Genomic DNA, 14834 nt, shown 5'->3' with positions numbered 1-14834 from the left:
TCAGGTCAGGGCGCCGGCGGCGCGCAGGCGCGCCAGCGTTTTGGCATCGTAGCCGGCCTCGGCCAGCAGCGCCTCGGTATCGGCGCCGGGGGCGGCGGGGCGGCCGGGCGTGGCGGGCGGCGTGCGGTCGAACCGGGGCGCCGGGGCGGCCTGGGTCACGCCGCCGATGTCCGTGAAGGTGCCGCGCGCGGCAAGATGGGGGTGCGCAGGCGCCTCAGACCAGGTCAGGATCGGAGCGACGCAGGCGTCGGAGCCGGCGAAGATCTCGGCCCATTCGTCGCGGGTCTTGCGGGCGAAGACGCGGGCGTATTCGGCCCGGCGTTCAGGCCAGCTTTTCGCGTCCATCTGGGTCGCCTTGTGGTCCTCGGGCAGCCCGGCAAGGCGAACCAGTTCGGCAAAGAACTGCGGCTCCAGCGGGCCGACCGACAGGAACTTGCCGTCGGCGCATTCATAGGCGCGGTAGAACGGCGCGCCGCCGTCCAGCAGGTTGGATTCGCGCGCCTCGGACCAGTGGCCGCGGGCGATCCAGGTGTGAATCAGCCCCATCAGCGCCGAGGCGCCATCGACCATCGCGGCATCCACCACCTGGCCCTTGCCCGAGGTCTGGCGCTCAAAGAGCGCGGCCATGATGCCGAACAACAGGAACATGGTGCCGCCGCCGTAATCGGCACCGATGTTCAGCGGTGGGCTCGGCACATCGTCGGCGCGGCCTATGGCGTGCAGGAACCCGGTGAGGCCCAGATAGTTGATGTCATGGCCCGCCATCTGCGCCATCGGCCCGGTCTGGCCCCAGCCGGTCATGCGGGCAAAGATCAGGCCCGCATTGCGCGCGTGGCAGTCTTCGGGGCCCAGCCCCATCCGCTCCATCACGCCGGGGCGGAAGCCTTCGATCAGCACGTCGGCGCGGTCGATCAGGGTTTGCGCCGCTTCGACCCCCTCCGGCGTCTTCAGGTTCAGCGCGGCGGAGCGTTTGCCGCGGTTGTTGATGTCGGTGGGATCGGCGGGGCCGGATTTGCGGGTGATCAGAATGACCTCCGCCCCCAGATCGGCAAGGAACTGCCCGGCCAGAGGGGCCGGGCCGATCCCGGCCATCTCCACCACGCGGAGGCCCTTGAGCGGCCCACTCACGCGGCAAGCTCCGCGCTGTCACGCAGCCGGTCCAATGCGGCGGGAGAGACCTTGAAACGGTCGCCCCAGGCCTCGGCCAGTTCCTTGGCGCGGGCGGCGAACCTGTCGATGCCGATGCCGCGAATGAACTGGATCGCGCCGCCGGTATAGGCGGGGAAGCCGATGGCGAAGATACCGCCGAGGTTGGCCTCTACTTCCGTGGTCAGCACGCCCTCGTCGAGGCAGCGCAGCGTCTCGATGGCCTGACGGTAGAGCAGCCGGTCGACGGCCTCCTCGACCGCGACGCTGCCGTTGCCCTTGGCGAATTGCGAAAGCCCGGACCAGAGCGATTTCGACCCGTCGGCGGCATAGTCGTAGAAGCCGCCGCCGTAATGGCGGCCGCCGCGGTCCTGCGCGATCATCGCATCGACGATGGGATTGCCGGCCTCCATGTCGATGCCGAGGCCGTTATCGACGCCAAGCCGCTTGTCCAGCGCCTCATGCGTCTTGCGGATCTTCTGGCTGAGCACCAGCGAGGTTTCGTCATGCACCGCCAGCGGGCCGACCGGCATGCCGGCGATCCAGGCGGCGCGTTCGATAGCGACCGGGGACATGCCGTCGCGCAGCAGCGCCATGCCTTCGTCGAGATAGGTGGAGAACACGCGGCTGGTGAAGAAGCCGCGGCTGTCGTTCACCACGATGGGCATATAGCCGATCTGCTGGACGTAATCGTAGGCCTTGCGCAGGGTGTCCTGGCTGGTCTTTTCGCCCATGATGATCTCCACCACCTTCATCTTGTCGACGGGGCTGAAGAAATGCAGCCCGATGAAGCGGCTGGGGTCGGGGCAGAACTCGGCGAGGATGGAGATCGGCAGGGTCGAGGTGTTGGAGCCGTAGATGCCGTTCTCGGAAAGCTGTCCAAAGGTGGCGCCGATCACCTTTTCCTTGAGGTCGATATCCTCGAACACCGCCTCGATGACGATGTCGGCACCGGCGAAGGCGGCGTCCTCGGTGGCGGGCGTGATCTGCGCCAGCAGCGCGTCTTTCTGCGCCTCGCTCATCCGGCCGCGCTGGACGCGCTTTTCGGCGAGCATGGCGGAATAGGATTTGCCTTTCTCGGCCTTCTCCAACTCCATGTCCTTCAGCACGGTCGGCAGCCCGGCCGAGGCATGGGCCCATGCGATACCGCTGCCCATCATCCCGGCGCCGAGGATGGCGGCGGATGTCGCCTGCCATTTCCCGCCCTCGGGGCGCACCTTGCCCGATTTGATCGCCTGCGTGCCGAAGAAGAAGGTGCCGATGGCGGCCTTGGCCTGCGGCGTGACCGCCAGCGCGCAGATGCCCCGGCTTTCCACCCGCAGCGCGGCGTCAAAGCCCATCCGCATGGAATTGACTGCGATGTCGAGGATCTTTTCCGGCGCCGGCATCAGCCCGCGCGTTTTCTTGTAGAGCATGGCGGGCGCCGCGACGATGGTCTGGCGCACGCGGGGATGCAGCGCGTCGCCGCCGGGATAGCGGAACCCCTTCCGGTCCCAGGGCTGGGTATGGGCGTCGGGGTTGGCCTTGATCCAGGCCTTGGAGGCGGGAATCAGATCGTCCCGTGCCTCGACGATCTCATCGACCATGCCTTCTTTCAGCGCGGCCTGCGGCTTTGCCGGCTTGCCCTCCAGCAGATAGGGCAGAGCCTTTTCCAGCCCCAGCAGGGCGGTCAGGCGGACCACGCCGCCGGCGCCTGGCAACAGGCCCAGCGTGACCTCTGGCAGACCGACGACGGCAGAGGGGTAGTTCACGACAATGCGGTGGTTGCAGGCCAGGCACAGTTCGTATCCACCACCCAGCGCGGCGCCGTTGATCGCGGCGACGATGGGCACGGGCAGTTTTTCCATCGCCCGGAACGGCGCCTTGTTGGCCTCGAACATCGCCAGAGACTCGGGGCCGGCACTGTCGATCCGGCGCAGGCCGTTGAGATCGCCGCCGGCGAAAAAGGTCTTCTTGGCCGAGGCGATGACCACGCCGGTCAGACCCTCTTCGGTCTGCAGCCGGGCCAGAATCTCCTCCATCATCGGGATGTAGCGGGCGTTCATGGTGTTGGCCGACTGGCCTGCCATGTCGAGGGTGACGGTGACGATGCCGCTCTCGTCCTTGTCGTAGGTGTAATCGCTCATGTCCGTTTCCTCCCTCACACGCGCTCGATGATGCTGGCGATGCCCATGCCGCCGCCGACGCACATGCAGATCAGCGCGCGTTTCAGATCCCGCCGCTCCAGCTCGTCCAGCATGGTCGAGACCAGGCAGCCGCCGGTGGCGCCCAGCGGGTGGCCCATGGCGATGGCGCCGCCGACCACGTTCAGCTTTTCGTCCGGCACGTTCAGATCCCTTTGCAGCCGCAGCGCGACCGAGGCAAAAGCCTCGTTGATCTCAACGAGGTCGATGTCGTCGATGCTCAGCCCGGCCTTGGCCAGCGCCTTTTTCGACGCCGGGCCGGGGCCGGTCAGCATGATGGTGGGATCGGTGGCGGTCAGCGCGATCGACACCACCCGCCCGCGCGGGGTCAGGTCCAGATCCCTGCCCGCCTGCGCGTTGCCCAGCAGGATCAGCGAGGCGCCGTCGACGATGCCCGAGCTGTTGCCGGGGGTATGGACGTGGTCGATGCGCTCCACCTCCGGGTATTTGGCCAGCGCCACGGCGTCGAACCCGATGGCGCCGGGCATGGCGAAGGAGGGTTTCAGCGCGCCCAGCTTCTGCATGTCGGTGTCGGGCTTGATGAAATCGTCGCGCTCCAGGATGGCGATGCCGTTCTCGTCGCGCACCGGCACGACCGAGCGGTCGAACCAGCCCGCGTCACGGGCATGGGCCGCGCGTTTCTGGCTTTCCAGCGCAAAGGCGTCCACATCGTCGCGGCTCCAGCCTTCGATCGTGGCGATCAGGTCGGCGCCGATGCCCTGCGGAACGAAGCCGGTCTTGATCGCGGTCTCCGGATCCTCGGCAAAGGGGCCGCCGTCGGCGCCCATGGGCACCCGGCTCATGCATTCGAACCCGCCGGCGCAGACCATATCCTCCCAGCCGCTTGCGATCTTGGCGGCGGCGGTGTTGAAGGTATCCAGGCCGGAGGCGCAGAACCGGTTGAGCTGCGCGCCGGGAACGGACTCGTCCCAGCCGGCCTTTTGCAGCGCGATCTTGGGCAGCACCGCGCCCTGTTCCATCACCGGGGTCACGCAGCCCAGCATGACGTCATCGACGCGCGCGGTGTCGAGATCGTGGCGCCTTTGCATTTCGGTCAACAGGGTGGTCACCATGTTGACGGGTTTCACCTCATGCAGGGAGCCGTCGGGCTTGCCCTTGGAACGGGGCGTGCGGATCGCGTCATAAATATAGGCTGTCTCGGTCATCTTGGCCTCCTCCCGGATTGGCGTGCGCGGCCCGGCGCGGCCGGACAGGCGTTGTGGCGGATTTGAACAGGGCCGCCGGAATCAAGTCAACGCCGCCCCGGCGGCACTCCGCGGGCGTGACGCAACGATGTTTTCGCCCGGCGGCCGCCGGCGAACCGAACAGGGCGCTTGACAGACAGGCGGCGGATGGAAATCCTGACTGGGCGATCAGTCAGGATTCGGGGAGGGATTCTGGTGCCATCAAATGCCGCCCGCATCGGCCCCCGGACCGGCCAGGGCGAAAGCCGGCAGGACGCGATCCTGGATGCCGCCGAGCGCGTCTTTGCCGAGGCCGGCTATCAGGGGGCGCCGATGCGCGCCATCGCCGAGGCGGCGGGCGTCGCGCAGGGGTTGATCCACTACCATTTCAAGACCAAGGAAAAGCTGTTCGAGGCGATGGTCGCCCGCCGCTCGGACCAGATCAACGAGCGCCGCGCGGCGCTGGTGGCGGCGCTGTTCGCGCACAGCGATCCGCCGCGGCTGGACCAGATCGTCGAGGCGCTGTTCCGGCCCACCATCGAGACCGGGCTGGACCTGGCCCGCGACGGCGGCGCCTTCGCGCGCATCCTGGTCAGTTTCGCCAATTCGGCGGACCCGCGCGATCAGAAGCTGATCGAGATTCACTACGACCCGATCGCGCAAACCTTCATCGACGCGCTGATGCGGGTCGAACCGGGGCTTGGCCGCGCGGATGCGGTCTGGGCCTATATGTTCGCGATCGGCGTCGGCATGACGATGATGGCCAAGACGGGCCGCCCGGCGCGGCTGTCCGGCGGGGTCTGCGACGATGGCGACGCCGAGGCGATGCTGGACCGCATCGTGCCCTTCATCTGTGGTGGGGTGCGGGCACTGGTCGGGGACTGACGGACGACGATAATTTCATCCAATACGGGAGGAGAGGATGATGATGCAGATCAGACAAGGGATGCTGGCCGCCGCGCTGGCGTTGGGCGGACTGGCCGCCGCGTCGCAGGCCGGGGCGGAGGCGTTGAACGTGACCATCGTGGCGGGACATCCGCCGGTGTTCCGCTGGGTAAAACATGCCAGCCAGACCTTCATCCCCGCGGTGAACGCGGCGCTAGAGGGGACCGACTACTCCATCGAGTGGTCCGAGCAATACGGCGGCTCGCTGGCCAAGGTGGGCGACGAGCTGGAGGCGGTCGAGGAGGGGCTGGCCGAGATCGGCCTGGTCTCCAGCCTGTTCGACCCGGCCAAGCTGTCGGTGCAGAACGTGACCTATTTCACCCCCTTCGTGTCCAGTGACTCCACTGCCGTCTCAAGCTGGATGGACAAGCTGCAGGAGACCAACGCCGACATGAAGGCGGCCTGGCACGAGAACGGGCTGGAATACCTCGGCGGTGGCATCGGCATCGACGACTATCTGTTGATGACGACCTTTCCGGTCAATTCCATCGCCGATCTGGAGGGGCACAAGATCGCCGCGCCCGGCCCGGCTGTGAACTGGCTGGAGGGCACCGGCGCGGTCGGCGTGTCGGGCAACCTCACCACCTATTACAACGAGATCAAGACAGGCGTGTATGACGGGGTGATCGTCTTCGCCAGCGCCGCGCTGCCGGGCAAGCTGCACGAGGTGGCGCCCTATATCACCAAGGTGGGGTTCGGCGCCCAATATGCCGGCGGTCTGGCGGCCAACAAGGACTGGTTCGACGGGCTCGACCCCGCGGTGCAGGCCGCGCTGAAGGACGCCGCCAGGGCCGACGCGGTGGCCTATCAGCAGGATCTGGATGCCTCGGTCGAGAAATTCCTGGGCCTGATGCAGCAGCAGGGGGCCACCGTGACCGAGGTGGACGAGGCGTTCCGCCAGCAATGGGCCAGCGGCATGGACAATGTCGCCCGGCTCTGGGCTCAGCGGCTGGATGGCGAGGGCAAGGCGGGCAGCGCCGTGCTCAAGGCCTATATGGACACCATGCGCGCCGCCGGGGCGACCCCGGTGCGCAACTGGGATCAGGAGTAAGGGACGCGGCGGCGCCCCTGTTTCGGGGCGCCGCACGCCCGATCCGCACATGAGCGATTTTTCATCCCATCACGCCGGCGGCGCGCTGCCGCGCTGGTTCCGCGCGCTGCGCCGGGCGGTCGATCTGGTGACCGGCGGGCTCAACGTGGCGGGCACGCTGCTGATCCTGGCGCTGATGGTTCTGGTCAATGCCGATGTGATCGGGCGCGGGGCGTTCTCCGCGCCGATCTCGGGGGTGCCGGAAATGGTGTCGATGTCGATCGTCGCCATCGTCTTTCTGCAGATCGCCCAGACCTTTCGCAGGGGGCGGATGACGCGGGCCGAAGCGCTGCTGAACACGCTGGATCGCGCCGCGCCGCGCCTGCGGCTGGGGCTGGATCTGCTCTTTGCCATTGCCGCGGCGACACTGGTCTGGGTGCTGTTCTCGGCCTCGCTGCCGCTGTTTGAAAAGGCCTGGGTGCGCGGCACCTACGAGGGGACGGTGGGCGATTTCACCGCGCCGGTCTGGCCGGTCAAGCTGATCATCCTTGTCGGCTGCGCCGCGCTCTGGGTGCAACTTGTCCTGTCGGCCTGCGAGACCCTGCTGCGCCTGATGCCCGGAAAGGACCGCACATGACCCCGTTCGAGATCGGGCTGACCTCCTTCGGGGCAATGGTGGTGATGGTCTATCTGGGCTTCTGGGTGCCCTTCGCGCTGATGCTGTCCTCCTATGTGGGGGTCTGGATGATCAAGGGCTCGCCGGTGCTGGCCGGCAAGCTGCTGGCGCTGGCGGCGTCCGAGACGATCTCCAGCTATTTCTTCGGGGTGGTGCCGCTCTTTGTGCTGATGGGCTATCTGGTGTCGGTCACAGGCATGGGGCGCGACGCCTTCGACGTGGCCAACCACCTGTTCCGTCGCTTTGCCGGCGGGCTGGGGATCGGCACGGTGGGGGCCAACGCGATCTTTGCCGCGATCACCGGCATCTCCATCGCCTCGGCCGCCGTCTTCACCCGCATCGCGGTGCCCGAGATGATCCGCCATGGCTATTCGCCGCGGTTCTCGGTCGGTGTGGTCGCCGGATCGTCGGTGCTGGGGATGCTGATTCCGCCCAGTTTGCTGCTGATTTTGTACGGTCTGCTGACCGAGCAGTCGGTGGGCGATCTGTTCATCGCGGGCGTCCTCCCCGGGCTCTTGCTGGCCGTGATCTTCGGCGGCAGCATCTGGCTGACCGCGAAATTCCGCCCCGCCGCGCTGGGGTCGGCGCATGACGCGGATGACATGGCGGTCCTGAGCCGGGCGGAAGTGACGCGCAAGGGCCTGCCCATCGCGGCGCTGATCGGGCTGGTGTTGGGCGGCATCTATGGCGGCTTCTTCACCCCGATCGAGGCCGGCGCGGTGGGCTGCCTCGGCGCCATCGTCATCGGGCTGGCGCGCCGCAGCCTGTCGGCAGGCGATTTCTGGCAGGTGCTGACCGATACCGGGCTGGTGACCGCCGCGATCTCCTTCCTGATCATCGCCGCGCAGATGTATTCGCGGATGTTGGCGCTGTCGGGGGTGCCGCTGGGCTTCGGGCAGTTCGTGGCCCATGCCGATATCGGGTTCTGGGGCGTGATGCTGGCCTATGTGGCGCTGGTGATCGTGATGGGAACGATCCTGGACAGCTCCTCCATCATGCTGATCCTGGTGCCGCTGATGCTGCCGGTGCTGACCCAGCTGGGGGTGGATCTGATCTGGTTCGGCATCGTCACCATCGTTGCCGTCGAGATCGGGTTGCTGACGCCACCCTTCGGCATTTCCGTCTTCGTCATCAAATCCGCGCTCGACGATCCCGATATTCCGCTGGGTGAGATCTTTCGCGGCGCCGCCCCCTTCGCGCTGATGATGCTGGTGCTTCTGGCGTTGGTGATGATCTTTCCCGCCCTCGCAACCGTTCTTGTCCATTAGAAAAGAGGAGGCCGCCCATGGCACGCCGTTTTGTCGACCTGTCCGTCCCGCTGGAAATGGGGATCGTGTCGGATCCGCCGATCATGCTGCCGCAGATCGAATATATGACCCACGAGCAGACCGCCGAGCAGGTGATGGCGTTTTTCCCGGGTCTTCAACGCGAGGATCTGCCGGGCGGCGAAGGCTGGGCGGTCGAACGCCTGACCATCGCCACCCACAACGGCACCCATCTGGACGCGCCCTATCACCATCATTCGACCATGAGTAACGGCGAACGGGCGATCACCATCGACGAGGTGCCGCTGGAGTGGTGCCTCAACCCCGGGGTCAAGCTGGATTTCCGCCACTTCGAGGATGGCTATGTTGCCACCCCGGGCGATGTCGAGGCGGAGCTGAAGCGGATTGGCCATGAACTGCGGCCGCTGGATATCGTGGTGGTCAATACCTCGGCGGGGGATCGCTATGGCCAGGACGATTACCTGATGAAAGGCTGCGGCATCGGGCGGGCGGCGACGCTCTATCTGCTCGAACGCGGCGTGCGGGTGACCGGCACCGATGCCTGGTCCTGGGACGCGCCCTTTGCGCTGACCGCGCGGGAATATGCCAAGACGCACGATCCCTCCATCATCTGGGAAGGGCACCGCGCCAGCATGGATATCGGCTATTGCCACATGGAAAAGCTGACCAATCTCGACCAGCTGCCCGGCGACGGGTTCGAGATTTCCTGCTTTCCCTACAAGATCAAGGCCGCCAGCGCCGGGTTCACCCGCGCCGTGGCGATTTTCGAGGAGTGAGACGATGAGGCTTGCAACCGTCTGTTTTGAAACCCGCGAGCGCGTGGTCGCCGCGCTGCCCGACGACCGGCTGGTGGACCTGCACCTGGCCGCCGAACTGGCGGGCGAGGATGCGGCGTTTTTCGTCGACATGATGGCGCTGATCTATGGCGGGGACGAGGCGCTGGCGGTGGCCCGGGTGCTGGTCGACACCGCCGATGACCGGGTGATCCTGCTGCAGGATGAGGTCGAATTCCGCCCGCCGGTCATGCCTGTGCAGTACCGCGACTGTCTGGTGTTCGAAGAGCATCTGTTCAACTGCCTGCGCGCCTTTGGCCAGGCCGAGCCGCAATTGCCCCCCGTCTGGTATGACCAGCCGATCTACTACAAGGGCAACCGGCTGTCGTTCATCGGTCATGGCCAGGATGTGATCTGGCCGAATTACGCCGAGCATCTGGATATCGAACTGGAGCTGGCCATCGTCGTCGGCAAGAAGGGCGTGAACATCAGGCCGGAGGAGGCGGAGGACTATATCTTCGGCTATACCATCCTCAACGACGTCTCCGCCCGCGATGCGCAGATGAAGGAGATGCCGGGGCAGCTGGGTCCGGCGAAGGGCAAGGATTTCGACACCGGCAATATCCTCGGACCTTACATCCTGACCGCCGACGAGGTGGCGCATCCGGTCGCCCTGGACATGGAGGCGCGGGTCAACGGGGAGCGTTGGGGCGGCGGCAATTCGCGGCAGATGCAGCATGATTTCGGGCGTATCCTGGAACATATTTCGGCCTCCGAAACGCTCTATCCGGGTGAGGTGATCGGCTCCGGCACTGTCGGCACCGGCTGTGGGCTGGAGACCGGCAAACGGCTGGCGCCCGGAGACAGGTTCGAGCTGGAGATCGAAAAGATCGGGGTGCTGGCCAACCGGATCGTGAAACCGTGAACGCGGGGGTCACGCCGGAAACCGCCCCGCCGCGCGCGGTGGTGCGGTTCGACTGCTCCGGGCGGGCGGTGGGCAAGATGCGCAATGAGCTCGACGTGCACATGGTCCAGCCGATGCAGGAGCGGTTCGAGCTGGCCACCGACGAGGGGCCGTTTCACGGTGGCGACGCGACCGCGCCGCCGCCGCTCGCGCTGTTCGTCGGCGGGCTGACGGGCTGCATCATGACCCAGATCCGCGCCTTTGCGAAACGCATGGACGTGGCGCTGAACGATCTGAAGGTGGAAACCCGCGTCGCGTGGGATTGGGAAAAGGCGGGCCGACTGTACGAAACCGCGCCTAAATCCTTCGAAATCGACGTGATGATCGACAGCGACGCGCCGTTGGCGCGGCAGCGGGATCTGGTGCAGGCGGCCAAGAAGGGCTGTTTCATCGAGCAGACGCTGGGCCGGGAGAACAAGATCACCCACCGGCTGAAGACGCCCGAAGGGTGGGTGTCGGCGGATTAGGGTCGGCCCGTCCTCCTGGCCGGGCAAGCCGCCTGATAGAACCGGCTGCGCCCGGTGCGGCCCGGTGCCAGACTGACGCCAAGTTTCTCTGGACAGACGCGGCGGTTTTTCCCTTGCTGGTGGGAACAGTGCAGGGGAGGGCGCCATGAGCTATGATTACGTGATCGTCGGCGGCGGCTCGGCGGGGTCGGTTCTGGCCGCACGGCTGAGCGAGGATCCCACCGTCAGGGTCTGCCTGCTGGAGGCCGGCGGCACCGGCAAGCATATCCTGATCCGTGCGCCCGCCGGCGTGGTGGCGATCCTGCCGGGATACGGCAAGATCAGCAACTGGGCCTATGAAACCGTGCCGCAGGCGGGGCTGAACGGGCGGCGGGGCTATCAGCCGCGCGGCAAGGCACTGGGCGGCTCCAGCGCGATCAACGCCATGCTCTATGTGCGCGGGCATCGGTCGGATTACGACGGCTGGGCAGATCTGGGGTGCGAGGGATGGTCCTGGGACGCGGTGCTGCCGTATTTCCGGCGGGCCGAGAATAACGAGCGCGGCGCCGATGCGCATCACGGCGATGGCGGTCCGCTGCAGGTGTCGAACCAGAAGGATCCGCGCCCCATTTCCGAGGCTTTCGTCGAGGCGGCGGGGCAGCTTCAACACCGCCGGCGCGAGGATTTCAATACCGGCGACAACGAGGGGGTGGGCCTCTATCAGGTGACCCAGTTCCACGATCCCGCGCGTAGTGGCGAGCGGTGTTCGGCGGCGGCGGCCTATCTGCATCCGGTGATGGACCGGCCCAACCTGACAGTGATCACGCGGGCGCATGCGACGAAGGTGCTGTTCGAGGGCAAGCGCGGAACCGGTGTGGCCTATCGGCAGGGGCGGGCGGAGAGAGAGGTGCGCGCGGCGCGCGAGGTGATCCTCTGCGGCGGGGCGTTCAATTCGCCGCAACTGTTGCAGCTTTCAGGCGTGGGCAATCCGGACGATCTGCGGATGCACGGAATCGAGACGCTGCATGAATTGCCCGGGGTCGGGCGCAACCTTCAGGACCATCTGGATTTCATCCTGGCCCACAAGAGCCGGGACAAGGACAATTTCGGCATCGGCGCGGCGGCGACGGCAAATCTGGTCAAGCATATCCTGCGCTGGCGGCGCGACGGCGGCGGCATGGTGGCGACGCCCTTTGCCGAGGGGGCGGGATTTCTCAAGACCGATCCGTCCCTGGACCGGCCCGACATCCAGCTGCATTTCGTGATCTCCATCGTCGACGATCACGCGCGCAAGCTGCATCTGGGGCATGGGTTCAGTTGCCACGTTTGCGCGCTGCGACCCTTCAGCCGGGGCACCGTGACACTGCAAAGTGCCGATCCGCTGGCCGCGCCGGCGATCGATCCGCGGTTCCTGTCGGACCCGCGCGATCTGGAGGTGACCATCAAGGGGGCGAGAATGGCCCGCGAGATCCTGCAGGCCCCGGCGATGGCGCACTATCGCGACAAGGAGCTGTTCGGGGTCCACGACGGGATGAGCGATGCGGAGTGGGAGGGCCATATCCGCGCCCGGGCCGACACCATCTATCACCCGGTCGGCAGCTGCAGGATGGGGCTGGACGAGATGGCGGTGGTCGATCCCCGGCTGCGGGTGCGCGGGATGGAGGGCCTGCGGGTGGTCGATGCCTCGGTAATGCCGACGCTGATCGGCGGCAATACCAATGCGCCGACCATCATGATCGCCGAAAAGGCCGCCGACATGATCCGCGAGGATACCGGACGGATCGACCGGATCGCGTGACCCGGGTCAGCCCGCCGCGCGCGCCAGCGCCTGCGCCACCAGCCCGGGCAGCGCGTCAAAATGGTCGAACCGGGCCAGATGCGGCAGCGCCTCTACGGGCTGTTTCCGATAGCCTTCGGTGAAGAGCAGGAAGGGCACGCCGGCGCGTTCGGCGGTCTCGGCATCCACCTCGCTGTCGCCGACATAGAGCCCGCCGCGCGCCAGCGCGTCGAAGGCGGCCCGCAGCGGCGCCGGATCGGGTTTTTTTACCGGCAGGGTATCGCCGCCGATCACCACCTCGAAATGCCGGGCGAGATCGAACTGGTCAAGGATGTCGCGGGCGGGCGCGGCCGGCTTGTTGGTGCAGATGCCCAATGCGAACCCCTGCGCCCGCAGGGCATCCAGCGCAGCGACCAGCCCCGGATAGGGCAGGGTGCGTGCGGTGCTCTCGGCGTTGTAGAAGGCCAGCGTGCGCGCGGTCAGCTCGGTGTGCCGGTCCATCGGCAGGTCGCGGGCGCCCATGGCCCGTTCGACCAGTTTGGGCAGGCCGTTTCCGATAAAGCCGATCACCGTGGGCAGGTCGAGCGGCTCTGCCCCCTCGCCCTCCAGCATCCTGTTGGCGGCGGCCTGGATATCGGGGGCGCTGTCCACCAGCGTGCCGTCGAGGTCGAAGATGATCGCGGTCATGCCGCCCCTTTCCATTTGATCGAGCACCCCATCGAGGGGATCTGGTCGCGCGGCCCCTGGCCGGTCTCGGCGATCTGTTTCATCGCCTCGAAGAGATCGCGGCGCAGATCCGGGGGGCCGGCCTCCCGGCGCGAGGCATCGAGACGACCGCGATATTGCAGCTCCAGATCGGAATTGAAACCGAAGAAATCCGGCGTGCAGGCGGCGTCATAGGCGCGCGCGACGCTCTGATCCGCGTCATGGAGATAGGGAAAGGGAAACGCCTGCTCCTCGGCCAGTTTGCGCATGTTGTCGAAACTGTCGGCCGGATAGGCCGCGGCGTCGTTGGCGCTGATCGCCGCCACGCCCACGCCCATCGCCATCAGCTCGCGCGCGTCGCGCAGGATGCGGTCGCGCACGGCGATGACATAGGGGCAATGGTTGCAGATGAACATGATCAGCGTGCCCCGGGGACCCGCCACCTCCGCCAGCGACAGCCGCCGCCCGTCGGTCGCGGGCAGGGTGAAATCCACGGCCTTCCAGCCGAAATCGCAAACGGGTGGGGTGGCGGCCATGGTCTCTTCCTTTGGTCAGGCGCCTTCCGGCACGAAGCGGTAGCCGTCGCCGTCCCGCTCGGCGCGGCCGATCCCGCCCTGCGGCAGGTGAAAGCCGATCAGGCGGGTCTGCTCGTGGGCGAGCTGGTCCAGAAGTTTGCTGCGGGTGGCCGCGGCCATCTCCTGATCCTGGTCAGAGCCGGAGTTCCAGCCGGGACGGGCGAAGGCGACATGGTGATTCCCGATGGAATCGCCGACCACCATCACCGCCTCGGTCCCCGAGCGAAGTTCGAACGCCATATGGCCCGGCGAATGGCCAAAGGTGGCGCGCGCCGCGACGCCGGGCAGGATCTCTTCCCCGTCGTCGAAGAAGGTGATCGCGTCCTCCAGCATCTCCAGCCGCCGCCGCGCGCCGACGGCAAAGGCGGTGCGCCCGCTGTCGATGGTGTTCACGGTCTCGGGGTTGTACCAGTAGTCCCACTCGGCGCGGCCCATCATGTGCTCGGCTTCCGAGAACAGCGGGTCGTCGAAATCGTCGAGCACACCCCAGAGGTGGTCCGGGTGGCCATGGGTAAAGACCACATGGGTCACATCCCCGGGGGCGACGCCGGCTGCGTCCAGCGCGTCGAGCAGCTCTCCGGCAGAGGGTTGGAAGGCATTGCCGGCACCGGTGTCGAACAGCACCACCCGCTCGCCGTCGCGCAGCAGCGTCACGTTGCACTCCGGCGTCAGGGGATCGCCCGGATCGATGCCGCGCTCGGCCAGCAGCGGGGCCAGCTCGGCCTGCGGCATCGGGCCAAAGATGAAATCGGGCGGCAGGACCAGATGGCCGTCCGACAGGCTCTGCACCTGCATGCCGCCGAAGCTCAGGCTGGTTTCGGCCCAGGCGCGGTGCGCGCCGATCCCGCTCAGCGCCAGCCCCGCGCCCGCGCCATGCAGGAATGTCCGACGGGTAATGTCCATGATGTGCTCCTCCGATCCGCAACAGATGTCATACATATGATCGCATTCGCACATATGAATGACAACGGCGGAAAACGACCCTCACGCAGGGGCGCCCTGCGCCGCCTCACGGATGGCGCGGATGTTCTGGCCGTAGACCTCGGGGCGCTCGACCGAGCCGCCCCTGAACACCGCCGAGCCGGCCACCAGCACGTCGGCGCCGGCATTGGCCACCAAGGGCGCGGTGGTGGCATCGACGCCG

14 protein-coding genes and 1 pseudogene are annotated in these 14834 nt (G+C 66.9%); 8 read left to right on the top strand and 7 right to left on the bottom strand.

Annotated features, from left to right (window positions below; genetic code table 11):
• Genes E1832_RS15800 through E1832_RS15790 form a run of 3 tightly spaced genes read right to left on the bottom strand, consistent with a single transcriptional unit; the run spans nt 1 to nt 4495 of the window.
• A complete protein-coding gene (locus E1832_RS15800) occupies nt 1–1128 on the bottom strand; it encodes a CaiB/BaiF CoA transferase family protein (RefSeq protein ID WP_133360740.1) in 1128 nt (375 codons plus the stop codon).
• Nucleotides 1125–3272, bottom strand: coding sequence for a 3-hydroxyacyl-CoA dehydrogenase NAD-binding domain-containing protein (locus E1832_RS15795; RefSeq protein ID WP_133360739.1), 2148 nt, complete (start codon nt 3270–3272; stop codon nt 1125–1127). Before E1832_RS15795 ends, E1832_RS15800 begins: the two co-directional genes overlap by 4 nt.
• Before the next feature lie 14 nt (nt 3273–3286).
• Nucleotides 3287–4495 (bottom strand): acetyl-CoA C-acetyltransferase, encoded by a 1209-nt coding sequence (locus tag E1832_RS15790; protein ID WP_133360738.1) that lies wholly within the window; start codon nt 4493–4495, stop codon nt 3287–3289.
• A 234-nt stretch (nt 4496–4729) separates the two neighbouring features.
• On the opposite strand from E1832_RS15790, the gene E1832_RS15785 reads away from it, so the two are divergent.
• From E1832_RS15785 to E1832_RS15750, 8 genes are all read left to right on the top strand, one after another.
• Nucleotides 4730–5398: a TetR/AcrR family transcriptional regulator gene (locus E1832_RS15785; protein WP_206021068.1), complete on the top strand. Its 669-nt coding sequence runs from the start codon at nt 4730–4732 to the stop codon at nt 5396–5398.
• A gap of 43 nt (nt 5399–5441) precedes the next feature.
• The gene (locus tag E1832_RS15780; protein WP_133360736.1) at nt 5442–6509 is read left to right on the top strand and encodes a C4-dicarboxylate TRAP transporter substrate-binding protein; all 1068 of its coding nucleotides are present in this window, start codon (nt 5442–5444) and stop codon (nt 6507–6509) included.
• 49 nt (nt 6510–6558) lie between these two features.
• The gene (locus E1832_RS15775; protein WP_165978912.1) at nt 6559–7125 is read left to right on the top strand and encodes a TRAP transporter small permease subunit; all 567 of its coding nucleotides are present in this window, start codon (nt 6559–6561) and stop codon (nt 7123–7125) included.
• Nucleotides 7122–8432 carry a TRAP transporter large permease gene (locus E1832_RS15770; protein ID WP_133360734.1) on the top strand — a complete coding sequence of 437 codons (1311 nt, stop codon included), beginning with the start codon at nt 7122–7124 and terminating at the stop codon, nt 8430–8432. Before E1832_RS15775 ends, E1832_RS15770 begins: the two co-directional genes overlap by 4 nt.
• A gap of 17 nt (nt 8433–8449) precedes the next feature.
• A complete protein-coding gene (locus E1832_RS15765; protein WP_133360733.1) occupies nt 8450–9226 on the top strand; it encodes a cyclase family protein in 777 nt (258 codons plus the stop codon).
• 4 nt (nt 9227–9230) lie between these two features.
• Nucleotides 9231–10148: a fumarylacetoacetate hydrolase family protein gene (locus E1832_RS15760; protein ID WP_133360732.1), complete on the top strand. Its 918-nt coding sequence runs from the start codon at nt 9231–9233 to the stop codon at nt 10146–10148.
• A complete protein-coding gene (locus tag E1832_RS15755) occupies nt 10145–10654 on the top strand; it encodes an OsmC family protein (RefSeq protein WP_133360731.1) in 510 nt (169 codons plus the stop codon). Before E1832_RS15760 ends, E1832_RS15755 begins: the two co-directional genes overlap by 4 nt.
• A gap of 145 nt (nt 10655–10799) precedes the next feature.
• Nucleotides 10800–12431: a GMC family oxidoreductase gene (locus E1832_RS15750; protein WP_133360730.1), complete on the top strand. Its 1632-nt coding sequence runs from the start codon at nt 10800–10802 to the stop codon at nt 12429–12431.
• A 6-nt stretch (nt 12432–12437) separates the two neighbouring features.
• On the opposite strand, the gene gph is transcribed toward E1832_RS15750, so the two are convergent.
• The 4 genes and pseudogenes from gph to E1832_RS22985 form a co-directional block, all read right to left on the bottom strand.
• Complete coding sequence (gene gph / locus E1832_RS15745) at nt 12438–13097, bottom strand: phosphoglycolate phosphatase (RefSeq protein ID WP_133360729.1); 660 nt, start codon at nt 13095–13097, stop codon at nt 12438–12440.
• On the bottom strand, nt 13094–13651 hold the full coding sequence (locus E1832_RS15740; RefSeq protein ID WP_133360728.1) for a thioredoxin family protein: 558 nt from the start codon (nt 13649–13651) through the stop codon (nt 13094–13096). The genes gph and E1832_RS15740 overlap by 4 nt, the downstream gene beginning before the upstream one ends.
• Nucleotides 13652–13666: 15 nt before the next feature.
• Nucleotides 13667–14593 carry an MBL fold metallo-hydrolase gene (locus tag E1832_RS15735; protein ID WP_133360727.1) on the bottom strand — a complete coding sequence of 309 codons (927 nt, stop codon included), beginning with the start codon at nt 14591–14593 and terminating at the stop codon, nt 13667–13669.
• 81 nt (nt 14594–14674) lie between these two features.
• A pseudogene (locus tag E1832_RS22985) lies at nt 14675–14834 on the bottom strand (ribulose-phosphate 3-epimerase); the annotation flags it as partial.

The sequence above is a fragment of the Antarcticimicrobium luteum genome (assembly GCF_004358185.1).
GTDB classification, from domain to species: Bacteria; Pseudomonadota; Alphaproteobacteria; order Rhodobacterales; family Rhodobacteraceae; genus Antarcticimicrobium; species Antarcticimicrobium luteum.
This window is presented reverse-complemented; position numbering and strand designations above follow the sequence as displayed.